Annotated in this window: 16 protein-coding genes; 8 read left to right on the forward strand and 8 right to left on the reverse strand. The window is 74.5% G+C overall.

Annotation, left to right across the window (positions count from 1 at the left end):
- The first annotated feature begins 24 nt into the window (after nucleotides 1-24).
- The gene (locus OOJ91_RS11490) at nucleotides 25-1,689 is read left to right on the forward strand and encodes a hypothetical protein (protein ID WP_266244585.1); all 1,665 of its coding nucleotides are present in this window, start codon (nucleotides 25-27) and stop codon (nucleotides 1,687-1,689) included.
- A gap of 16 nt (nucleotides 1,690-1,705) precedes the next feature.
- Here the strand turns inward: OOJ91_RS11490 and OOJ91_RS11495 are convergent, their stop codons facing one another.
- Both OOJ91_RS11495 and OOJ91_RS11500 read right to left on the reverse strand, forming a co-directional pair.
- Nucleotides 1,706-4,597, reverse strand: a complete 2,892-nt coding sequence (locus tag OOJ91_RS11495; protein ID WP_266244586.1) for a helix-turn-helix transcriptional regulator — start codon at nucleotides 4,595-4,597, stop codon at nucleotides 1,706-1,708.
- Nucleotides 4,598-4,812: 215 nt separating this feature from the next.
- The gene (locus tag OOJ91_RS11500; protein ID WP_266244587.1) at nucleotides 4,813-4,983 is read right to left on the reverse strand and encodes a hypothetical protein; all 171 of its coding nucleotides are present in this window, start codon (nucleotides 4,981-4,983) and stop codon (nucleotides 4,813-4,815) included.
- Between the two features lie 205 nt (nucleotides 4,984-5,188).
- Here OOJ91_RS11500 and OOJ91_RS11505 point away from each other — a divergent pair, with 205 nt between their 5' ends.
- The gene (locus OOJ91_RS11505; RefSeq protein WP_266244588.1) at nucleotides 5,189-5,875 is read left to right on the forward strand and encodes a DUF4191 domain-containing protein; all 687 of its coding nucleotides are present in this window, start codon (nucleotides 5,189-5,191) and stop codon (nucleotides 5,873-5,875) included.
- 361 nt (nucleotides 5,876-6,236) lie between these two features.
- Here the strand turns inward: OOJ91_RS11505 and OOJ91_RS11510 are convergent, their stop codons facing one another.
- Nucleotides 6,237-6,635: an RDD family protein gene (locus OOJ91_RS11510; protein WP_266244589.1), complete on the reverse strand. Its 399-nt coding sequence runs from the start codon at nucleotides 6,633-6,635 to the stop codon at nucleotides 6,237-6,239.
- A 261-nt stretch (nucleotides 6,636-6,896) separates the two neighbouring features.
- Here OOJ91_RS11510 and glnA point away from each other — a divergent pair, with 261 nt between their 5' ends.
- The 3 genes from glnA (at nucleotide 6,897) to OOJ91_RS11525 (ending at nucleotide 9,855) form a co-directional block, all read left to right on the forward strand.
- Nucleotides 6,897-8,321 carry a type I glutamate--ammonia ligase gene (glnA, locus tag OOJ91_RS11515; protein ID WP_266244590.1) on the forward strand — a complete coding sequence of 475 codons (1,425 nt, stop codon included), beginning with the start codon at nucleotides 6,897-6,899 and terminating at the stop codon, nucleotides 8,319-8,321.
- A 197-nt stretch (nucleotides 8,322-8,518) separates the two neighbouring features.
- Nucleotides 8,519-8,884 carry a PadR family transcriptional regulator gene (locus OOJ91_RS11520; RefSeq protein WP_266244591.1) on the forward strand — a complete coding sequence of 122 codons (366 nt, stop codon included), beginning with the start codon at nucleotides 8,519-8,521 and terminating at the stop codon, nucleotides 8,882-8,884.
- Complete coding sequence (locus OOJ91_RS11525; protein ID WP_266244592.1) at nucleotides 8,881-9,855, forward strand: hypothetical protein; 975 nt, start codon at nucleotides 8,881-8,883, stop codon at nucleotides 9,853-9,855. The genes OOJ91_RS11520 and OOJ91_RS11525 overlap by 4 nt, the downstream gene beginning before the upstream one ends.
- Nucleotides 9,856-9,913: 58 nt before the next feature.
- Here the strand turns inward: OOJ91_RS11525 and mptB (OOJ91_RS11530) are convergent, their stop codons facing one another.
- Both mptB (OOJ91_RS11530) and mptB (OOJ91_RS11535) read right to left on the reverse strand, forming a co-directional pair.
- Nucleotides 9,914-11,407 carry a polyprenol phosphomannose-dependent alpha 1,6 mannosyltransferase MptB gene (gene mptB / locus OOJ91_RS11530; RefSeq protein ID WP_266244593.1) on the reverse strand — a complete coding sequence of 498 codons (1,494 nt, stop codon included), beginning with the start codon at nucleotides 11,405-11,407 and terminating at the stop codon, nucleotides 9,914-9,916.
- A gap of 16 nt (nucleotides 11,408-11,423) precedes the next feature.
- Nucleotides 11,424-12,824 (reverse strand): polyprenol phosphomannose-dependent alpha 1,6 mannosyltransferase MptB, encoded by a 1,401-nt coding sequence (gene mptB / locus OOJ91_RS11535; protein WP_266244594.1) that lies wholly within the window; start codon nucleotides 12,822-12,824, stop codon nucleotides 11,424-11,426.
- 44 nt (nucleotides 12,825-12,868) lie between these two features.
- On the opposite strand from mptB (OOJ91_RS11535), the gene OOJ91_RS11540 reads away from it, so the two are divergent.
- The gene (locus OOJ91_RS11540) at nucleotides 12,869-14,467 is read left to right on the forward strand and encodes a hypothetical protein (RefSeq protein WP_266244595.1); all 1,599 of its coding nucleotides are present in this window, start codon (nucleotides 12,869-12,871) and stop codon (nucleotides 14,465-14,467) included.
- 5 nt (nucleotides 14,468-14,472) lie between these two features.
- Here the strand turns inward: OOJ91_RS11540 and OOJ91_RS11545 are convergent, their stop codons facing one another.
- The gene (locus OOJ91_RS11545) at nucleotides 14,473-17,634 is read right to left on the reverse strand and encodes a bifunctional [glutamine synthetase] adenylyltransferase/[glutamine synthetase]-adenylyl-L-tyrosine phosphorylase (protein WP_266244596.1); all 3,162 of its coding nucleotides are present in this window, start codon (nucleotides 17,632-17,634) and stop codon (nucleotides 14,473-14,475) included.
- Nucleotides 17,634-18,401 carry a type 1 glutamine amidotransferase gene (locus OOJ91_RS11550; RefSeq protein ID WP_266244597.1) on the reverse strand — a complete coding sequence of 256 codons (768 nt, stop codon included), beginning with the start codon at nucleotides 18,399-18,401 and terminating at the stop codon, nucleotides 17,634-17,636. Before OOJ91_RS11550 ends, OOJ91_RS11545 begins: the two co-directional genes overlap by 1 nt.
- A gap of 235 nt (nucleotides 18,402-18,636) precedes the next feature.
- Here OOJ91_RS11550 and OOJ91_RS11555 point away from each other — a divergent pair, with 235 nt between their 5' ends.
- Nucleotides 18,637-19,572 (forward strand): S66 peptidase family protein, encoded by a 936-nt coding sequence (locus tag OOJ91_RS11555; RefSeq protein WP_266244598.1) that lies wholly within the window; start codon nucleotides 18,637-18,639, stop codon nucleotides 19,570-19,572.
- A gap of 116 nt (nucleotides 19,573-19,688) precedes the next feature.
- Here OOJ91_RS11555 and OOJ91_RS11560 read toward each other — a convergent pair whose 3' ends face one another.
- Nucleotides 19,689-20,576 carry a Vgb family protein gene (locus OOJ91_RS11560; protein ID WP_266244599.1) on the reverse strand — a complete coding sequence of 296 codons (888 nt, stop codon included), beginning with the start codon at nucleotides 20,574-20,576 and terminating at the stop codon, nucleotides 19,689-19,691.
- 392 nt (nucleotides 20,577-20,968) lie between these two features.
- Here OOJ91_RS11560 and OOJ91_RS11565 point away from each other — a divergent pair, with 392 nt between their 5' ends.
- Entirely contained in the window at nucleotides 20,969-21,454 is a 486-nt protein-coding gene (locus tag OOJ91_RS11565; protein ID WP_266244600.1) for a hypothetical protein, read from the forward strand.
- Nucleotides 21,455-21,714 lie beyond the last annotated feature (260 nt).

Genomic DNA, 21,714 nt, shown 5'->3' on the forward strand with positions numbered 1-21,714 from the left:
GCGCCCGGGTGTCATGATCGTGCGATGACCGCCGGGGTACGCGAACAGCCACGCGGCGCGTGTCGACCGCTCCCGCGGCCCGGCACGCGCCTCGGACTGGTCGGCTGGCTCACCGGGCTGACAGTGCTCGCCGGTGTCGGCTACCGGCTCTGGCTGCTAACCCACGCCACTCCCCCGACGAACAGCGACGAGGCCACCATGGGGCTGGCCGCGCTGCACATCGCCCGGGGCGAGGATTTCCCGGTCTGGTTCTACGGCCAGCAGTACATGGGCCCGCTGGAGGCGTACCTGGCCGCGCCGGTGTTCGCAGTGGCCGGCCCGTCCCTGTTCGGTCTGCGGCTACCCACGCTGGCGCTGTACGCGCTGTTCCTGCTGCTGACGTGGCGGTTGACGCTGCGGCTGACCGGGGACCGCTGGTTCGGCCTGCTGGTGGTGGCGCTGCTGGCGCTCGGCTCCGACCGGGTGGTCAAGAACCAGTTGATCGCCGGCGGCGGCTATCCCGAGATGAACGCGGTCGGGGTGGCGCTCGCCCTGCTCGCCGTCGACCTGGCCGCCGGCCGGCCGGGGTGTCGACTCGTACGCTGGGCGACCTGGGGGTTCCTGGCCGGCCTGCTGCTCTGGGTCGACCCGCTGGTGCTGCCGTACGTCGCGGCGACCGGGGCGGTGCTTGTGGCGTTCCGCCACCGGGAGCTGCGCGGGCGGGCCGGCGCCCTGCTCGGGGCGGCTGCCGTGCTGGGGGCGGCCCCGCTGCTGGCGCACAGCCTGCTGACCGGCCGGAACCCGCTGCACGCGGTGCTCGCCGCCGGCGGGGCGGACGCCACCGCGAGCTGGGCGGACCGGCTGCACGGCGGGCTGCTGCTCGGGCCGCCGCTGGGCATGGGGTTCTGCGGCCCCGGATCCTGCGCCACCTGGCAACTGTGGTGGGCGTACGCGCTGCCGGTGCTGCTGCTCGTCGCCGCCGGCACGGCCTGGTGGACGCTTCGCCACCCACCCGACTCCACGGGTGCGGACGGTTCGGCGCCCCGGGTCGCGGCGGCCCTGCGGCTGGCGCTCGTGCTGGCCGCGGTGGGCACCCTCGGCGCGTACACGGTGAGCAGTTCCTCAGGTCTGACCCCGGTGGAGAGTTCGCGCTACCTGTCCACAGTGCTCATCTCCGTACCGGCGCTGCTCTGGCCGCTCTGGACGCTGGCCCGGCCCGGTCGCGGTGCGACGGCCGCGCGGCCCGGTCCCGGGTGGGCGACGACGCGGTCGTGGCCCGGGTGGAGAGTGGCGCGGCCGGTGGCGCTCGTCGTCCTCGCCGCCACGCTCGTCACCGCGGCCCACGCCACCATTGAGGCGGTGCGGACCGCCTCGGCGACCCGGGCCGCCGAGGCCCGGCACGACGAGCTGGTGGCCACGCTGCGCCACCTGGGTGTACGACACGTGCGCGCCGGCTACTGGACCTGCAACCGCCTCACCTTCGCCACCGCCGAGGAGGTGGTCTGCGCGGTCGTCGACGACACCCTGCGCCCCGGCTTCGACCGCTACCCCGCGTACCGCCGCGAGGTGGACCGCGCGGCGGCGCCGGCCTGGGTCGCGCCGACCGGCTCGCCGCTGGCGGCCCGGCTCGACGAGCGGCTCGGCGCCGGCCCGGGCGACCTGGACCTGGTCACCGTCGACGGCTGGCGGATCTACCTGCCGCGCGGCTGAGGAGACCGCGCCGCCGTCAGCGGGGCGCGGCGGGCTCGGCGAGCAGGCCGAGACGGTGGGCCAGCGCGGCGGCCTCGCCCCGGTTGGTGACGTCCAGCTTGGCGATGATCCGGGAGACGTGCACGCTTGCCGTCTTCGGTGAGATGAACAACCGCTCGGCGATCCGGCTGTTGCTGTGCCCCTCGGCGACCAGCCGCAGCACCTCCCGTTCCCGGGACGTCAGCAGATCGGCCCCGGCACCGCCGGTGCCCGTCCCGCGCAGGCCGACCCGCCGCGCCAGGGTGGCAGCCGTCTCGGCCAGCGGCGTCGCGCCGAGCAGCCGGGCGATCCCCGCGGCCTCGGTGACCGCCGCCGACACCTCGTCCCGCTCGCCGGCCGCGGCGGCGGCCTCGGCCAGCGCCACCAACGCCCGACCCAGCGGGTACGGCTGCCCGTCGGCCCGCCACGCCAGCACCGCCTCCCGCCACGCCGGCAACGCCTCGTCGTCGGCCGCCAGCAGGGCGCTGACCTGGGCGGCGTGCGCCCGTGCGGCCGGGTGCCGCGTCGGCAGGTCGGCCGCGAGCGCGGCGACGGCGGCGCCCAGCTCCCCGTCACCCACCCGGGCGGCGGTACGCGCCCCGGCGCTCAGCACCGGCCAACCCTCGCGGGGCAGGTGCGGCAGGCTGTCGTCGGCCACCGCGACACGGGCCGCGCGTACCGCCTCGACCTTGTCGTCGGCGGCCAGCGCCGCCTCGATGCCCAGCTCGTGCAGGGGCAGCCGGTGATTCGGCCACAGGTAGGGCCGGCCGAGGAAGGCCAACGCCCGGTCGACCATCTCGTCGGCGCCCGGGTGCGCCCGCGCCAGCCGCAGCCCGGCGCCCAACTGCAGCCAGTGCAGCCCGGTGACGCCTGACAGGTCGATCCGGGCGGCCTCCGCGCAGACCTTCTCGGCCTCGTCCCACCGACCCAGCGCGATGAGCGCCTCGGCCCGGTTGGACAGCAGGTACGCACCGGTCGAGCGGCCGATCCCCACCCGCCGCGCCTCGGCCAGCCCGGCCTCGGCCGCCTGCGCCGACTCGGCGTAGCGGCCCAGCTCGCCGAGCACGTCCGACTGGAACACCTTGACCAGCACGAGAGCCGCCGTGTCCCCGGCCGCCTCGGCCACGGTCTCGGCCCTGCCCAACTCGGCCAGCCGGTCCCCGTGTTGCTGGCGGCAGAGCAGGGCGATCCGCGTGGGCAGCAGGACCAGCTCCTCACCGAGCGTCTCGGCGTCCGTGCTCGCCTCGGCGGCGACCCGGGCCGCCTGCTCAGGATCGATCTTGACCAGGTGGGCGGCGATGTCGGCCAGCAGCCGGACGCGCTCCACCCCGAGGGGCCCGCCGGCCGCCAGGCGGTACGCCTCGTCCAGCTCCCGCCTGCCGTCGCTCTTGCCGAGCAGGGCCATCAGTCGGCCCCGCTGGTCCAGCAGGCGGGCGGCACGCAGCGGCTCGGCGTCGGCGTCCACCTCGGCCAGTCCGGCACGTGTCAACGTGATGGCCCGACTGAAGTCGCCTGCGGTCACCGCCGCGTCCAGGGTCTGCTCCAGCAACGCCAGGTGGTCCATGCCGAGCAGGTCGGCCGCGTCGGGCACCAGCTCCCACAGCTCCAACGCCCGCTCCAGCAGTCGACGCTGCTCGGCGTAGGCGTACCGGTCGGCGGCGGCACAGGCCGCGACCCGCGCGGCGACCAGGGCACGGGGGTGATCGTGCGCCGCGTGCCAGTGGTGGGCGATCTCGGCCGGGGCGCGGCCGGCGACGACCAGGTGCGGCTGGGCCTCGATCGCGGCGGCGAACCGCGCGTGCAGTCGGGCGTGCTCACCGGGCAGCAACTCGTCGTGCACGGCCTCGCGGACCAGCGCGTGCCGGAACTCGTAGTCGCCGTCGTGGTCGGCCACCACCAGTTGGGCGGCGACGGCGGCGCGCAACGCGTCCTCCAGCTCGGCCTCGGGCAGGCCGGCGACCTCGGCGAGCAGACCGTGGGCGAAGCGGGTGCCGCCGGCCGCGGCGATCCGCAGCACCCGCTGGGCCGGCTCGGGCAACCGGTCCACCCGGGCCAGCAGCAGGTCGCGCAGCGTCTCGGGCAGCGCCGCGCAGCCCAGCGGGGAGCCGGCGACGGCCAACTCCTCGATGAAGAAGGGGTTGCCCTGCGTACGGTCGTGGATGTCGTCGACGGCACGGGGGGCCGGCTCGCCGCCGAGCAGGTCGGCGAGGATCGCGCCGGTGCCGTCGCGGTCCAGCCGACCCAGCTCGACCCGCTCGACATCGCGTGCCCGGTCCAGCTCGGCGAGGAACGGACGCAGCGGATGGCCGCGCTGCAACTCGTCGGTGCGGTAGGTGCAGACCAGCAGCAGTCGCCCCGGCCGCACGGCCCGGACCAGGAAACCGATCAGGTCCCGGGTGGAGCGGTCCGCCCAGTGCAGGTCCTCGATGATCAGCAGCAGCGGCCGGGCGTCGGCGAGCCGCTGGAACAGCTCGGCGACCAGGTCGAACAGGTAGCCGCGGGGGGCGTCGGTGAGTGGTCGTACGCTCGGCGCGGCCAGCCCCGCCGGCATCCGGCCCAGCTCCGGCAGCAGGCGGGCGAACTCCGCCTCGTAGCCGGCGAAGACCTCGGCGCCGTCGGCCCGCAGCACCGCGCGCAGGGCCGCGGCGAACGGCGCGAACGGCAGGCCCGCCTCGCCCAGCTCCAGGCACTGCCCGACGAGCACCCGAGCGCCCGCGGCGGCGGCCCCGGCCGCGAACTCCTCCAGCAGCCGGGTCTTGCCCACGCCCGCCTCGCCACCGACCAGGACTGTGGCCGGCTCGCCCTTCCCGGCCCGGCCCAGCGCGTCCCGCAGCGTCGTGATCTCACGCTGGCGGCCGACGAGAACGGAACTGGCGGCACGTACGGTCACGGAACCGAGCATGCCATGACCGGACGGAACACCGGTCCCGCCGATCGGCCGGCGACGCGACGACGGGCCCGCCGCCCCGGACCCGAGCCGAGCGGCCGGCGGCACGGACCCGGGTCCGCCGGCTGACGGTCCGGACCCGGGCCCCCGTTCGTCGTGCCGACCGGCAGGCGGCTCGGACCCGGGTCCGCCCGGCGCGGTGGGTGCGGCGGTCGAGGTCACCGGCGGTCGTCGCCCGGGCGGCGGGCCGGCTGGCGGCGGCCCAGCCAGGTACGACCGGCGCGGCGCGGCACCGACCGGGCCAGTCGGTCCGCCGCAGCCTCGGCCCGCAGCTCAGCGGTGTGCGTACGGTGCAGGGAGAGCAGGAAATCCACGTCGTTGCCGAACATGTCGGGCTCCTTCGTCGCGTCGTCGTCTCTGCTGACGACTCTTCGCGCGAAGGCCCCGTCCGGGCATGGGCACACCGCCTCATCTTGTCCCGCCGCACCCTCCTTACCCGCCCGGTCGGGGCGCCTGAGGCGACGTAAGGTACTCAGCCGGCCAGCACCCGGACGCGGATCAACGGGGCCGGCGGGGACCACTAGACTCTGCGGCATGGCAAAGCCCCAGGAGAAGGTCTCGTTCGGCCAGCGGCTGAAGCAGATCGGGATGGTGTTCCAGTTCACCGCCAAGCAGGATCGGTGGTTTGCGCCGCTGGTCGCCGCAGCGGTGCTCATCCCGCTCGCGCTCACCGTGGTCGCGGTGATCCTCTGGAGCTGGATCTGGCTGCCGCTGGGCATCCTGTTCGCCCTGCTCGCGGTGCTGATCGTGCTCAACCTGCGGTCCAACGCGGCGATGATGAACGCCGCCGAGGGGCAGCCCGGCGCGGCGGCGCAGATCATGGACAACATGCGCGGCGACTGGCGGGTCACCCCGGCCGTCAGCTCGACCACCCAGATGGACATGGTCCACCTGGTGATCGGCCGGCCGGGCGTGATCCTGCTGGCCGAGGGCAACCCGCAGCGGGTGCGCGGCCTGCTCGGGCAGGAGAAGCGGCGGCTGGCCAAGGTCATCGGCTCCGCACCGCTGCACGACTACGTGATCGGTCAGCAGGAGGGCGAGCTGCCGATCCGCAAGCTGCGGACGACGCTGCTGCGGCTGCCCCGCGCGCTCAACGGCAAGGACGTCAACGCGCTGGACAAGCGACTCAAGGCGCTCACCGCCCGGCCGCAGATGCCCAAGGGCGCGATCCCCAAGAACATGCGGCCGCCGGGCGCCTCCCGCCAGTCGCGGGGCCGCTGACCCCAAAGGTGTACGCGTGAAAGAGCCGGCCCCGGACGGGTCCGGCTCTTTCCGCGCCCCGCGCCCCGCGCCCCGCGCCCCGCGCCCCGCGCCCCGCGCCCCGCGCCCCGCGCCCCGCGCCCCGCGCCCCGCGCCCCGCGCCCCGCGCCCCGCGCCCCGCGCCCAAGATCTGCGCAATATCCCCGATGTTGCTGCCTCCGACGCGCGGGAGACAGCAATATCCCCGATGTTGCGCGGATCTTGCCGAGGCCGGCCTCCGGGATGCGGGCCCTCGACAGGCGCGCTGCCGAGGTGCCCGCCGAGCCGGCCAGCGAGGCCCCATCGGTGTGGTGGGGGCGCGGGAGTCCGGGTGTCGGGCGCGTCAGCCGCGGGGGGCGTCGACGATGACCGAGTCGACGAGGCGGTCGTGCACGCCACGACGGTGCTCGTCCATGATCAGCGCGGGGACGACGAGCGCCAGCAGCACGCCCCGGGCCAGCGCGCGGGGCAGGCCGATCCGGCCGCCGTCGTGCCAGTTCACGCAGCGGACCTTGGTGATGTACATGCCCGGCGTCTGGGCGAAGAGGCCGAGGAAGATGCCGTACTCCAGGATCAGCACCAGCACCGGCGCCCAGCCGTCGCGTACCGGGTCGGCGAAGATGTTGGCCACCAGCAGGCACAGCACCCAGTCGATGATCAGCGCGCCGAAGCGCCTACCGAGGCTCGGTGGGGTGAAGGTGGGGTCGGTGGCCGGCGCTGCCGGGACGTGCGGACCTGTCACAGCGATCAAGGGTATCCGCGACCGGATCCGCGCCTCGGAGCGCCGTCACCACTGCGTGCCGATTCGGGCGAATGGCATCAAGTGTCATTACACTGGCACAGCCGGTACGCCGTTCGTGCAGGCTGAGTGCGTGGACAGGAGCGTCGCTGACGCTCCGCGAGGGACGTAACACGGCAGAAACACCGGAGACATGGCCGGGCAACCGCTCGGCCCTAGCGTCGCCAGAAGCCTAGCCACCCCGTGGACGTGCCAGGAGGATGTGTGTTCGCCAATCCCGAGGAACTGCTGCGATACCTCAAGAACGAGGACGTGAAGTTCGTCGACGTTCGTTTCTGTGACCTGCCCGGCGTGATGCAGCACTTCAACCTGCCGGTCGAGTCCGTCAACGACGACCTCTTCACCGACGGCCTCGCGTTCGACGGTTCGTCGATCCGCGGTTTCCAGGCGATCCACGAGTCGGACATGCTCCTGCTCCCGGATGTCGCCACCGCGTTCATCGACCCGTTCCGGGCGCAGAAGACCCTCGCGCTCAACTTCTTCATCCACGACCCGTTCACCCGCGAGGCGTACAGCCGCGACCCGCGCAACGTGGCGAAGAAGGCCGAGGCGTACCTGGCGGCGAGCGGCATCGCCGACACCGCCTACTTCGGCGCCGAGGCGGAGTTCTACATCTTCGACTCGATCCGCCACGAGACCTCGGCGCACCAGTCGTTCTACTACATCGACTCGATCGAGGGCGCCTGGAACACCGGCCGCGATGAGGCGGGCGGCAACCTCGGTTACAAGACCGCGTACAAGGGCGGCTACTTCCCGGTGCCGCCGGTCGACCACTACGCCGACCTGCGTGACTCGATCGTGCGCCGGCTCGTCGACACCGGCTTCAACGTGGAGCGCTCGCACCACGAGGTGGGCACCGCCGGCCAGTCCGAGATCAACTACCGGTTCTCGACCCTGCTGCACGCCGGTGACCAGCTTCAGCTCTTCAAGTACATCGTGAAGAACGAGGCGTGGGCCAACGGCAAGACCGCGACCTTCATGCCCAAGCCGCTCTTCGGCGACAACGGCTCCGGCATGCACACCCACCAGAGCCTCTGGCTCAACGGTGAGCCGCTGTTCTACGACGAGACCGGCTACGCGGGTCTGTCCGACATGGCCCGCTGGTACATCGGCGGTCTGCTGCACCACGCGCCGTCGCTGCTGGCCTTCACCAACCCGACGGTCAACTCGTACCGCCGTCTGGTGCCCGGCTACGAGGCTCCGGTCAACCTGGTCTACTCGCAGCGCAACCGCTCCGCCTGCACCCGCATCCCGGTGACCGGCAGCAACGCGAAGGCCAAGCGCGTCGAGTTCCGCGTTCCGGACCCGTCGGCAAACGTCTACCTGGCCTTCTCGGCCATGATGATGGCCGGCCTGGACGGCATCAAGAGCAAGATCGAGCCGCCGACGCCGATCGACAAGGACCTCTACGACCTCCCGCCGGAGGAGTGGGGCGACGTCAAGCAGGTGCCGGGCTCGCTGCCGGCCGTGCTCGACTCGCTCGAGGCCGACCACGACTACCTGCTCGACGGCGGCGTCTTCACCCCCGACCTGATCTCCACCTGGGTCGACTGGAAGCGCGCCAACGAGGTCGACCCGGTGCGCCTGCGCCCGACCCCGCACGAGTTCGCGATGTACTACGACTGCTGAGCAGTACTACGACTGCTGAGCAGTACTACGGCTGCTGAGCAGTACTACGGCTGCTGAGCAGTACTACGGCTGCTGAGCAGTCCCCGCACCACCGGCCGGGCCGGCTCCGCGTACGCGGAGCCGGCCCGGCTGCTTTCCGCCCGCCGCGCTGACCTATCGGACACCGGAATACCTTCGCGTCCGTTATATTGGACGCCATGGACACACCCCTGCGGGAACCCACGTTCCTGATCCTCACCGCGCTCGCCGGCGAGCCGCTGCACGGCTACGGGCTGATCGGCGAGGTCACCGCCCTGTCCGACGGGCGGGTGACGCTCCGCCCGGGGACCCTCTACGGCGCGCTCGACCGGCTTGTCGACGCCGGTCTGGTCGAGGTCGACCGGGAGGAGGTGGTGGACGGTCGGCTGCGCCGCTACTACCGGCTCTCCCCCGCCGGCGACGCCACCCTGGGCGCCGAGACCGAGCGGCTCCGGCGCAACGTCGAGGCCGCCACCGCCCGGCTGGCCCGGCGCGCTCGCACCACCCGGCCGATCACCCCGCGTGTGGCCGGAGGGCTGGCATGACCGACCTGGAGCGCCGTTACCTGCGACTGCTGCGCGCGTACCCCGTCGAGTACCGGCGTTCGCGCGGCGCCGAGATCGTCGGCACCTACCTGGACCTGGCCGCGCCGGGTCGCCGCTGGCCCTCCCCCGCGGACGCCGCGGACCTCCTGCGCGGCGGGCTCCGCCAGCGGGTACGCGTCACCGGCGCGACCGACCTGATGCCTGGCGTACGCCTCGCGGCCGCCGTGGCCCTGCTCACCGCCAGCACGCTCGCCGGCATGTGGACGGTGCTCGAACTGCGCCCCGCACCGCCGGGCTTCGGTGAGCCGTCGGTCGGGCCGTTCGTGTCGCTCGGCATGGTGACGTGGGTCGGCTGGCTGCTCGCCGCGGCGGCGCAGGCGCTGACACCCGGCCGGTGGCACCGACGCGCGGTCGCGGTCGCGGTGCTCCTCACGGTCGCGCTCGTCCCCGCCGCCGCGCTCACCGGCCTGCCCCGCCCGCCGCTGTTCGTGCTGCTTCCCCAGGTCGGACTGGGGCTGGTGGCGCTCGGCGTCTCCCGCGATCGGCAGGTGTCGCTGCGGGTGACGCCGCTGGTCGCCGCCGTCGCCGGCCTGGCGTTCGCGGTGAGCTCGGCGTGGGACAGTTTCGCCTGGACCTACCGCTCGGATAGTGCGGTGATGTTGCAGAGCGCCGCCGTGGCGATGCTCGTGGTGGCGGTGCTGCTCGCCCTGGGACTGGCGCTGCGCGGCGACCACCGGGGCGGCTGGGCGACCCTGATCCTGCTCACCCCGGTGGGCCTGCTGGCCCTGCAACCGCTGGCCGGGGCGGCGGACGGCGTGCCTGCCGCGTTCGCTCCGAGCTGGACGGCGCTGGCCGCGACGGCCGGCCTGGTGGCAGTTGTCGGCCCCGCCCTGCTACCGGTGGCACTCGCCGTACGCGCCCGACTGGGCCGGACCTCCACCCCTGACCCGACCTGGAACCCCCACCGCTGACCGTTCGAAGATCGTGCTCGATCCAGGAAGTAGTGGCCTCGGCGGTTCGCCGATGCCACTACAACCATGTTCGAGCGCGATCGTGACCAGCGGGCGAGCGCTGGTGTCCGTGGTGCCGGATCCGGAGGAGCAGGAACAGGACCAGGGCGGTCATCGCCACCGCGCCCGGGGCCTTCGTGAAGCGGGCCAGGTTGGTGCCGTCGGGCAGGGCCAGGAAGGTCGCCGCCCCGGCCGGCAGCAGGAACCACGTGGTGCGGGTGGCGGTGAGCGCGAGCAGCGCCAGCGGCCAGGTCGCGTACCAGGGGTGGAAGACCGGGGACAGGGTCACGGTGGCGGCCAGGGCCAGGCCGGCGCCGTGCAGCGTGACCCAGGGGCGGGCTGAGCTACCTGGACCCGACCAACGGCGGGCCAGGGCCGGATCACCCGAGGCCCGCAGGTCCCGCCAGGCCCTGCACCACAGGACCACAAGCAGGACCGCGAGCAGCAGCAGCGCCACCGCCCGGACCACAGGCACCGCCTGCGGGTCTCGCCCGGCCAGCGCGCCGACGTAGTCCACCACCAGGCCGACGGCGGTGGGCGGTGACGTCCACTGTTCGGAGTCGCCGCTGCGGGTCAGCCCGCCCACCCAGCCGAACCCGAGGCCGGACAGCGCCGAGGTGACAAGCGGCGCGGCCAGCAGCCCGCCGGCCAGCCAGCCGCCGTCGCGCAGCAGCGCCCGTACGGTGTGCCGGCCGTGCACCGCGGCCAGCGCGGCGAACGGCGTCACCACCACGGCGGTGGCCTTCACCGTGACCGCCAGGCCGAGCAGTGCCCCGGCGACGAGCAGCGCCGCCGGTCGACCCGGTCGCCGAATCGCCACCAGCAGCCCGCACAGCAGCAGCCCGAGCATCACGGCGTCGTTGTGCGCCCCGCCCACCAGGTGCACGCCGATCACCGGGGCGGCCAGCGCCAACCAGGCGGCACGACGGGTCGGCACGCCCGCCGCCCGCGCCAGGCCGGGCAGGCAGAACGCGGCCAGCAGCAGGCCCGCCACGGCGATGACCCGCAGCGCCACGACAGTCCCGGTGAGCCCACCACCGACACCCACCGCGAGCGCCGCGAGCAGCACGAAGACCGGCCCGTACGGAGCGGGCGTGTCCCGCCAGATCGGCGCCACCGCGTCCAGCCACGGGCAGCCGGCCGCCGCCACCGGAACCGCGTACGGGTCGACGCCGCGCGCGTACGTCCAGCCCTGACAGGCGTACGAGTAGACGTCCCGGCTGCCCAGCGGCGGCGCGACAAGCAGCGGCAGGATCCACAGCCCGGCGGTGACGTACGCCCACCGGCCCGACGGCGCCCCGGCGCGCAGCGACCACCAGGCCCCGACCAGCAGCGCCGTGCCGATGAGCCAGCAGGTGAGCGTCGCCGGGCCGCCCGGGGCTCGCCAGATCGACACAGGTGTCGCGCCCAGCGGGGCGTCCGGCAGCGCTCCACCGAGGTACCCGGCGACGGTGAGCAGGATCGCGCCGGCCAGGCCCCCGTACCGGGAGAGGCGCGCGCCGGGTTCGGTCACCGGCGCACCGTCCCCCTCAGTCGGCGGCGACCGGCTGACGGGCCGCCCGAGCCGACCGTACCAACCGGATGACCAGCACGATCACCAACAGCGTCATCAGCGGCGCACCGACCGACTTGGTGAACCGGGGCAGCCCGGTGCCGTCCGGCAGCACCAGGAACGACGCGACAAGCGCGACCACCGTGAACCATCCGGTACGTCGAGCGGTGGCCGCGAGCACCGCGAGGGGCCAGATCCAGTACCAGGGGTGGAACAGCGGCGCGAGGGCGACAGTGGCGGCCAGCGCCAGGGCGGCGTGCCACAGCGGCTCCCGGGTGCGGGCCCGCCACCACAGCCACACCAGCAGCAGCGCCAGCACGGCCATGCCGATCCCCCGGGTGGCCGGGAGGGCGTCGACGTGCCCGCCGAAGGGCACCGCCAGGTAGCCGACTGTCTGCCCGACCGCGGTCGACGGCGACGTCCAGGCGATCACGTCGCCGCCCCGGGCCAGGCCGCCGACCCAGCCGAAGTCCAGTCCCGCCGCGAAGGTCACCCCGACGACGACGGCTACCGCGGCGCCGACCACCCACCCGCCGTGACGGATCAGCGCGCGGATCGAGTACCCGCCGACGATCGCGGCCAGCGCCGCGAAGGGCACCACGACAAGCGCCGTCACCTTGATCGCGGCGGCCAGGCCGAGCAGCACGCCACCGGCGAGCAGCGGGCCGGGGCGTCCGGGTCGGGAGGCGATCACCGCCAGCCCGGCGACCAGCAGGCCGACCATCAGGGCGTCGTTGTGCGCGCCGCCCACCAGGTGCACGGCGACGAGCGGGCAGGCGAGCGTCAGCCAGACGGCCCGACCGGCCGGTACGCCGGCTCGTCGGGCCAGCACCGGCAGGCTGGCCGCGGTCAGCGCCACCCCCGCCACGGCGATCAGCCGGAACACCACGATCGCGCCGGTCAACGAGCCGGTGGCCTTGACCACCGCGCCGGAGAGCACCACGAACAGCGGCCCGTACGGCGCCGGGGTGTCGCGCCAGATGTAGGAGATCGTGTCCAACCAGGGGCAGGGCAGCGCCGAGACGCCCTGCTCGTACGGGTTGATCCCGGCGGCGTAGCTGGCGCCCTGGCAGGCGTACGCGTAGACGTCGCGGCTGGCCAGCGGCGGCGCGATCAGCACCGGCAGCAGCCACAGCCCGATGGTGACAAGCGCCCAGCGGGTCGACGGCACGCTGTCGCGCAGCGACCACCAGGCGTACCCCAGCAGCGCGGTGCCGAGCAACCATGCGACGAGGACCAGTGGCCCGTGCGGGCCCTGCCAGATGCTGACCGGGGTGGAGCGCAGGGGCGACCCGGGCAGGGCGCCGCCGAGGAACGCGGCGACGGCGAGCAACGCCGAGCCCGCCAGTCCGGTCCAGCGCGCGAGGTGGTGAGGCACGCCGGACATGCTGCCAGTACGGTTGTCGCGGTACGGAGGTGGGCATGCGGCGCAGTCGGGTGGTGGCGGTGGCCACCGGTTCCGCAGTCGTGCTCGGCGCGCTCTGGCTGGCCCTGCCGCTGATGGGCTCGGACCTCGCCGCGCAGGTCGCCCGCTCGGACTTCTTCGCCGCCCACGGCCCGACAGCGATCGATCTGCGCTGGTACGGCGGGGTGCAGCAGTTCGGCTACAGCCTGGTGTCCCAGCCGGTGATGGCGGTGCTCGGCGTGCGGGTGACAGGTGCGCTGGCCCTCGTGGCGTCGGCCGCCGCGTTTGCCGCGCTGCTGGTCCGCGGTCCGGTGCCCCGACCACTGCTGGGCAGTCTGGTCGGCGTGGTCACGCTTGCCGGAAACCTGGTCTCCGGCCGGGTGACGTACGCCCTTGGGGTGGCGTTCGGGCTTGCCGCGCTGCTCGCGCTCACGCTCGCCCGCCCGACCAGGGTGCCGCAGCTCGCGCTCGCCGCCGCCTGCGCGCTGCTCGCGTCGGCGACGAGCCCGGTGGCGGGTCTGTTCGTCGGCCTGGCGGGCGCGGCGCTGCTGCTCACCCGTCGCTACGCCGACGGTCTGACGCTCGGTGTCGCGGCGGCCGTGCCCCTCGCCACGACCGCGCTGCTCTTCGGCGACGGCGGCTGGATGAACATCAGCCGCACCGACACCCTGCGCGCGGTGGTGACAAGCCTGGTGGTGGCGGCGCTTGTGGCGTACCGGCAGGTGCGGTTCGGCGCGCTCCTCGCCGCCGCCGGGGTGCTCGCCGCCGCGGCGGTGCACACCCCGGTGGGGTTGAACGCGACACGGCTGGCGACGATGTTCGCGCTGCCGCTCCTCGCTGCCGCCGCCCGGCCGCCGGCCTGGCTCGCCGCCCGCCTGGCCCGCCGCCCGGCCGCCGGCGCCGGGCCGACCCGCCGCGCACGGCTGCTGGGCGCGGTGGCCCTGACCGCCCTGCTGGTGGCCGTCTGCGGGTGGCAGCCGCCGGTGGTCCCCGCCGACCTGCGCGGCATCGGCGATCCGACAAGCGCGCCCGGCTACCACGCGCCGCTGCGCGCGTTCCTGGCCGGGCAGCGGCTCACCGGCCGGGTCGAGGTGCCGCCGACGCGCAACTACTGGGAGGCGGCCCGCCTCGGCGAGGTCCCGCTGGCCCGGGGCTGGCTGCGACAGGCCGACATCGACCGCAACCCGCTGTTCTTCACCACCGTGCCGGGCGCGGCGGGCACCGGCGTGCCGCTGACCCCGGCGAGCTACCGGGCGTGGCTGGCGGAGAACGCCGTGCAGTACGTGGCGGTGCCGGACGCCCCGCTGTCCTGGGTGGGACGGGCCGAGGCGGAGCTGGTCGAGGGCGGCCTGCCGTACCTGACGCCCGTCTGGTCCGGCGCGCACTGGCGGGTCTGGGCGGTGGCCGACCCGACGCCGCTTGTCGCCGCGCCCGCCGAACTGGTCCGCGCCGACGGCGCGGCGGTGACCTTCCGGGCACCGACCGCCGGCCCGGTCGCGGTCCGCATCCGCCACAGCCGTTGGCTCGTCGCGTCCGGCGACGCCACGGTCACCGCCGACGGGGACTGGACCACAGTCACCGTGCCCCGCGCCGGCGAATACACAGTCGGCAGTTGAGGGCCCTACGCTTCGAGCACCCGCTGGGCGGCCGCGCGGGAGCGCCTGCCGGTGCGCAGGTACTCGTCGAGGAACTCCCCCGGGTCGTCGCGGCCGAGCAGCCGGACCACCCCGGCCAGCTCCACCCCGTGCCGGGGCAGTTGGTCACCGGCGCGACCCCGGACCAGCATCAGCGCGTTGCGGACCTGCGCGGCCAGGGACCAGCCGGCGGCCATCTCCGCGGCGTCCGCCGGGTCGATCAGGCCGGCCCGCTCGGCCGCCGCGAGGACATCGAGGGTACGCGTGCCACGCAGCGCCGGAACCGCGCCCGCGTGCCGGAGCTGGACGAGCTGGACCGCCCACTCCACGTCGGCCAACCCGCCCCGGCCCAGCTTGGTGTGGGTCGCCGGGTCGGCGCCGCGCGGCAGCCGCTCCGTCTCCACCCGGGCCTTGATCCGGCGGATCTCCACTACCTGCTCGCGGGTCAGCCCGTCCGCCGGGTAGCGCACCGGCTCGATCATCGCCTCGAACTCGGCGCCCAGATCGGCGTCGCCGCAGACGAACCGTGCCCGCAGCAACGCCTGTGCCTCCCACACCCGCGACCAGCGGGCGTAGTACTGCGCGTACGCGGCGAGGCTGCGCACCAGCGGACCCTGCCGGCCCTCCGGACGCAGGTCGGCGTCGACGCCGAGCGGCGGATCGGGCGCGGGCACCCCGAGCAGTCGCCGCAACTCCTCGGCGATCGCGTGCGCGGCGGCGCTGGCGGCGCTCTCGCTGCTGTCGGCGGGCGGGTCGTAGACGAAGAGCACGTCGGCGTCGGAGAGGTAGTTCGACTCGTACCCGCCCAACCGACCCATCCCGATCACCGCGAACCGCAGCCCCTCCGGGGCCGGCTGGCTGGCCCGGGCGGCGCGCAGCGCGGCGGCGAGAGTGGCGTCGGTGACGTCGGAGAGCGCCGTACCGACCTCGGTGATGTCGGCCAGGCCCGGGGCCGGCCGGTTCGTGCCGTCCGGCCGGCTCGGGGTGGGGGCGAGCGCGCCCGCGTGGCAGAGCACGTCGGCGCACGCCACCCGGACCAGTTCCCGTCGGCGCAGCGCCCGCACCGCGCGGGTCGCCTCGACCGGGTCCGTGTGTCGGGCCGCCGCCGCCAGGAAGCCCTCCCGGAGGATCTCGCGGGGGCGTGGCGCCAGCTCGTTCTCCTCGGCCAACAGCCGCAGCGCCTCCGGGTCGCGGGCGAGCAGGTCGGCGACGTACCGGGAGAGGGCCAGGACCCGGGCCAGCCGCCGGGCGACGGGACCGCCGTCGCGCAGCAGCCGCAGGTACCAGGGTGTGCTGCCCAGCTTGTCGGAGACCTTGCGGTAGTTGAGTAGCCCCCGGTCCGGCTCCGGCGCGTCGGCGAACTCGCTCAGCAGCACCGGCAGCAGGGTCCGCTGGATGGCCGCGGTGCGGCTCACCCCGCCGGTGAGCGCCTGAAGGTGACGCAGCGCCCCTGCCGGGTCGGCGAACCCGAGGATCTCCAACCGGTGCCGGGCCGCCTCCGGGGTGAGCCGCAGCCCGTCGGCCGGCACCCGGGCCACCGACTCCAGCAGCGGCCGGTAGAGCAGCTTGGCGTGCAGTCGGCGTACCTCGGTGGCGTGGGTGACCCACTCGGCCCGGAAGCTCTCCACGGCGCTGCGCCCCGGCGTGGCCGTGTAGCCCAGCGCGGCGGCCAGCCAGCGCAGCGCGGACGGCTCGGTGGGCACGGTGTGCGTACGGCGCAGGCCCTGCAACTGGAGGCGGTGCTCGACGGTGCGCAGGAAGCGGTAGCCGCGCAGCAGCGCCTCGCCGTCGGCGCGGCCGACGTAGCCGCCGGCGACAAGCGCGCGCAGCGCCGGGATGGTGCCCGGCGGTCGCAGCGTCTCGTCGCCGCGCCCGTGTACGAGTTGCAGGAGCTGGACGGCGAACTCGATGTCGCGCAGCCCGCCGGGACCGCGCTTGATCTCGCGCTCCAGCTCCTTGGGCGGAATGTGGTCGATGATCCGGCGGCGCATCGCACGGACGTCCTCGACCGCCTCGGGTCGTTCGGCGGCCCGCCACACCAGCGGCGCGAGCTGGTCGATCCACTCCTGGGCCACCGGCAGGTCACCGGCGGCGGGACGGGCCTTGAGCAGCGCCTGGAACTCCCAGGTGCGCGCCCACCGCCGGTAGTAGGCCAGGTGGCTGGCGAGGGTGCGCACCAGCGGGCCCCGGTTGCCCTCGGGGCGCAGCGCGGCGTCCACCGGCCACGCGACAAGTCCACAGATGTTGATCAGCCGGGCCGCCACCACTGTCGCGGCGGGCAGGTCGGCGTCCTCGGCCGCCACGAAGATCACGTCCACGTCGGAGACGTAGTTCAGTTCGCCGCCGCCGCACTTGCCCATCGCCACCACTGCCAGCCGGGGCCGCTCGGTGCCCTCCGCCAGTTCGTCGACAGCGATCTCGTACGCCGCGGCCAGCGTCGCGTCGGCCAGCGCCGACAGCGCCGCCATGGTCTGCTCCAGCGCCCGGCCGCCGGTGAGGTCGGCCGCCGCGATCCGCAGCAACGCCAGCCGGTACGCGGTCCGCAGCACCGCCACGGGGTTGCCGTCGCCGTCCGGTTCCAGTCGACCCTCGGCGATCGGGGCGAGCCCGTCCGGGGCGGTGCGCAGCGCCAGACAGTGCTCCGGGTTCGCCACCAGATGATCACCGAGCGCCGACGACGCGCCCAGGACGGCGATCAGTCGACGCCGCAGCCCGGGATCGGCGTGCAGCTCCGCGATCAGCCGGGAGCCGCCGATCGTGCCGGCGCTCGTGCCGGCCGCGGTGCCGGCGGTCGTGCCGGCCGCGGTGCCGGCGCTCGTACCGCCGGTCGTCCTGGCCGCGGTGCCGGCGGTCGTGCCGGCCGCGGTGCCGGCCGTCGTGCCGCCGCTGGCGGTGCCGGCGGCGCGGGCACGGCCTTCGGCCTCGACGATGCGGTGCAGTTGGCGGAGCGCCAGATCCGGGTCGGCGGCCCGGGACAGCGCGGCGAGCAGTTCCGCGGCCGTCTCGTCGACCGGCTCCTGCTCGACCGGCTGCCAGAGGCCCAACCCGTCCGGGCCGAGCAGGTCGGCGGCCCGGGCTCCGCCGTCGCCGTCGGCGACCCCGAAGCCGTAGCGGGCGAGCCGGCCCGGCGCCCTCGTCGGCCTGCTCATCAGTGCCCGAGCAGCGGCAGGCCGCGCCGCGTCGTACTGTCGTCCAGCTCGCCGAGGGCCAGCGCCGCGAATCGGGCGGCGAACGGCTGCCAGACCTCCTCGACGTCGACCATCACCGCGTCGCAGGCCGCCACGACCAGCTCCGGGTCGTAGCCCAGCTCGGCGAGCTGGGCCGAGTCGGTGGCCCAGTCGGCGATCATCGCGGTGTCGCACTCGATGTGGAACTGCAGCCCCCAGGCCCGGTCGCCGAGCCGGAACGCCTGGTGCGGATACCGGGTGGAGGCCGCCAGCAGGGTGGCGCCCCGGGGCAGCTCGGTGATCTCGTCGGAGTGCCACTGGAGCACGTCCGGGATCAGCGGCACGTACCGGAACAGCGGATCGCCGTCGGCGGCATCGCGCCGACCGACCACGCCGGGCCCGATCTCCGGCCCGGACGGGCTCCGCTCGACCAGCCCGGCGTGCGCGGTGGCGAGCAACTGCGCGCCCAGGCAGACGGCCAGGGTGGGCACCCGGTACCGGACGGCCTTGCGCAGCAGCCCCTCCACGGCCGGGAACCACAGTGCGCCGGGCGAGCCGTCCGGCAGCGGGTACGCCTGCTGGTCGCCGCCCAGCACCACGAGCGCCGCGTACCCCTCCAGGTCGGCGGGGAGTTCGTCACCGGCGTGCGGGCGGACCACCCACAGCTCCAGCCCAGCCTCGGTCAGCCACTCACCCAACCGGCGTGCGTCGTCGGTCGGGTCGTTCTCGATCACCAGCGCGGTTGCCACGCGTCGAGGCTAGCCGGTAGGTCCCACAGCGCCACGCCCCGCCACGGCCCACGCCGCTCGGACGCTTCGACCCGTACGCCATTGTTCGGCCCGTGCGCGAGCGTTCGCGGCCGACGTGCGCGCTGGCGTTCGCGGCCACGCGCGCTGGCGTTCGGGACCGACGTGCGCGAGCGTTCGCGGCTGGACCGCGCGGTCGTCGACGGCCGGCGTTCGCGGCTCGTTAGGCTCTGCCGTTGTGATCAGCGAGGATTCCGCCGCCGTCCGTCCACCAGTCCTGCGCCCCGGGGACACGGTGCTGCTGGTGTCACCGTCGGGGCCGACCTCACCGGAGCGGGTCGCCCGGGGGATGGAGTTGCTCACCGGGTGGGGCCTGCGGCCGGTGCCGGCGCCCAACGCGTACGCCCGCCACGGCTACCTCGCCGGCACCGACGACCTGCGGGCCGCCGACCTGAACGCGGCGTTCGCCGACCCGCAGGTACGCGGCGTGATCTGTACCCGGGGCGGATACGGCGCCCAGCGGATCGTGGACGCCATCGACATGGCCGCCGTCCGCCGCGACCCGAAGGTGGTGGCCGGTTTCTCGGACATCACCGCGTTGCAGCTCGCCCTGTGGCGGGGCGCCCGGCTGGCCGGTGTGCACGGCCCGGGGGCCGCCTGGCGGGACGAGCGGACGTCGCTGCGCTCCGCCGAGTCCCTGCACGCGGCGCTGATGACCACCGAGCCGGTGACCGTCGAGGCGGTGCCCACCGAGGAGACCTTCGGCGTACGCGTGCCGGGTCGCGCCACCGGCACCCTGCTCGGCGGCAACCTGTGCCTGATCGCCGCCTCGATCGGCACGCCGGACCTGCCCGACCTGACCGGTGCGGTGCTGTTGATCGAGGATGTGCAGGAGCCCCCGTACAAGGTCGACCGGATGCTTACCCACCTGCGCCGGGCCGGCGCGTTGGACGGGCTGGCCGGGGTGGCGGTCGGGCAGTTCACCGACTGCGGCGACGGCTGGGACACCACGATCGTCGACGTGCTCACCGAACGCCTCGGCGACCTGGGCGTACCGGTCCTCGGCGGCCTCCCCATCGGCCACGGCCCCGACCAGCTGACCGTCCCGGTAGGCACGACCGCAACCCTGGACACCACCACGAACACCCTGCAAACAACCCCCGCAGTCCAGTAACCCCACCCCCACCCCCTTTTCCCGGTGATCAAGAGGTTTGGGTCATTTCCGGGCCGGATCGTGACGCGAACCTCTTGATCACCAGAGCCCGCGGCTCGGGACGGCTGGGCCGCGGGTCAGGTGGTGGGCGGGCTCAGGTGGGCTACCGCGCCGATCTCAAGTGCTACCCAGACTCCGTCGGGGGTTCGGGTGATGCCGTGGGGTTCCGCTCCGGGGGTGGGCAGGTCGTAGCTCTCGATCCGGCCGGTGGTGTCGATGTGGCCGATCCGGTTGGCGCCCCACTCGGTGAACCACGCGCCGCCCGCCGGGTCCGCCACGATCGCGTGTGGACGGGCCGCCCGGTCCGGCAGCGGCACCTCGACGAGCACGCCGTCCGGATCGATCCGGCCGAGCTGACCGGCCGCGATCTCCACGAACCAGACGGACCCGTCCGCGCCGAGGGTGACGCCGACCGGTCCGGCGTCCGCGGTGGGCAAGGGGTGCAGCGTCACCCGGCCGTCGAGGTCGATCCGGCCGATCGCGTTCGCCCGGTTGAGGGTGAACCAGAGCGCATCGTCCACGCCAGCGGTGATCATCGAGGCGAACCCACCGCTCACCGGAAGCGGAAATACGGTGACCGTACCGCCGGTGTCCACCCGGCCGATCGCGTCGGAGGTCATCCCGGCGTACCAGAGCGCGCCATCGGGCCCGGCCGCGATGCCGCCCGGCCCGGTCCCGGCCGGCAGGGCGATCGTGCGCTGGTCGCCGTCGACGGTGAGCCGCCCGATCCGGTCGTCTCCGGAGCGGGTGAACCAGAGCGCGCCGTCCGGTCCCGTCGTAATGATCAACGGGCGGCCGCCGGCCGGCTCCAGGGGGTAGGTCCGGACCTCACCGTCCGGCCCCAGGCGGGCGATGCCGCCGGCCTGGACCAGCGTCAGCCACAACGCGCCGTCGGGCCCAACCGTGATGCCGTACGGGCCCGTGTCCGACCCGGCGATCGAAATCTCCCTAATCTCGACTGTCATCTCGCGTGTCCCTCCGTTGGCGACCACCAACCCTGACCGTCCGACCAACGACGACACAACCGATTTCACCGAGCGCCGGCCCGACTGTCGGCTCACGCCGCTCGACTGTCGGCCCGGCCGGCCAGCCCGCCGCCTGCCTGTCAACCCGCCGCTCGACTGCCCGCCCGCCCGCTCGACTGCCAGCCCCGCCGCCCGACCGTCAGCCCGCCGCCTACCTGTCGACCCGCCGCTCGACTGCCGGCCCGCCCGCACGACTGCCGGCCCGCCCGTCGGTCCGTCAGCCTGGTCGCTTGATTGTCAGCTCGCTGACAGGGTCGCCACGGGTCGCGCCCAGGATCGCCGGTCACTGTCGGTGACGACATTGCCGCATCATCGACCTTCTGGAGGACAGCATGTCCCGCACCATCCGTAGGAAGCACCTGCTGGCCGGTCTGGCCACCGCGGGCGTCCTCGGCGTGGGGGTCGCCGCCCCGACGATCGCGTTCGCCGCGGACACTCCGACGCCGGCCCCGAGCGCCAGCACCGCGCCCGCTCCCGCGCCCGTTCCCGGAGCGAAGGCCGACCGGCAGGGTGACTTCGCCGAGGCGCTCGCCAAGGAGCTGGGTGTCCCCACCGACAAGGTGACCGCGGCACTGGAGAAGGTCCGCGACCAGCACCGGCCCGCCGATCGTCCGGCGCGCCCGTCCGCCGAGGACCGGCAGGCCGCACTCAAGGAGCGGCTGGACCAGGCGGTCAAGGACGGCAAGCTCACCCAGGAGCAGGCCGACGCCATCACCAAGGCCGTCGAGGCCGGCGTCTTCCCCGGCCCCGGCGGCCTCGGTGATGGCGGTCACCGCGGTCCCGGCATCCACCACGGCGAAGGCACGCCCGGCAAGTAGTCCGGCGGGTGCGGCCCCGGCCGGTTCTGGCCAGCCGGGGCCGGCCCTGATACGCCCTGGACGGCCTCATGTGTCACGTCCGTCCCTGACACGCCCCGCCGGTACGTCACGGCCAGCGGCACCACCGACGCCGCCCGTCCTATACGTCCCGACCAGCCCTGATACGCCCGGCCAGTCTTTACGCCCTGGCCGGCCCTGATGCGCCCCAGCGAGCCTGTCCGCCCTGTGGGGCCGGGGCCGGACGCGGCCTGTCGCGGCTT

The organism is Micromonospora lupini, from assembly GCF_026342015.1.
Taxonomy (GTDB): domain Bacteria; phylum Actinomycetota; class Actinomycetes; order Mycobacteriales; family Micromonosporaceae; genus Micromonospora; species Micromonospora lupini_B.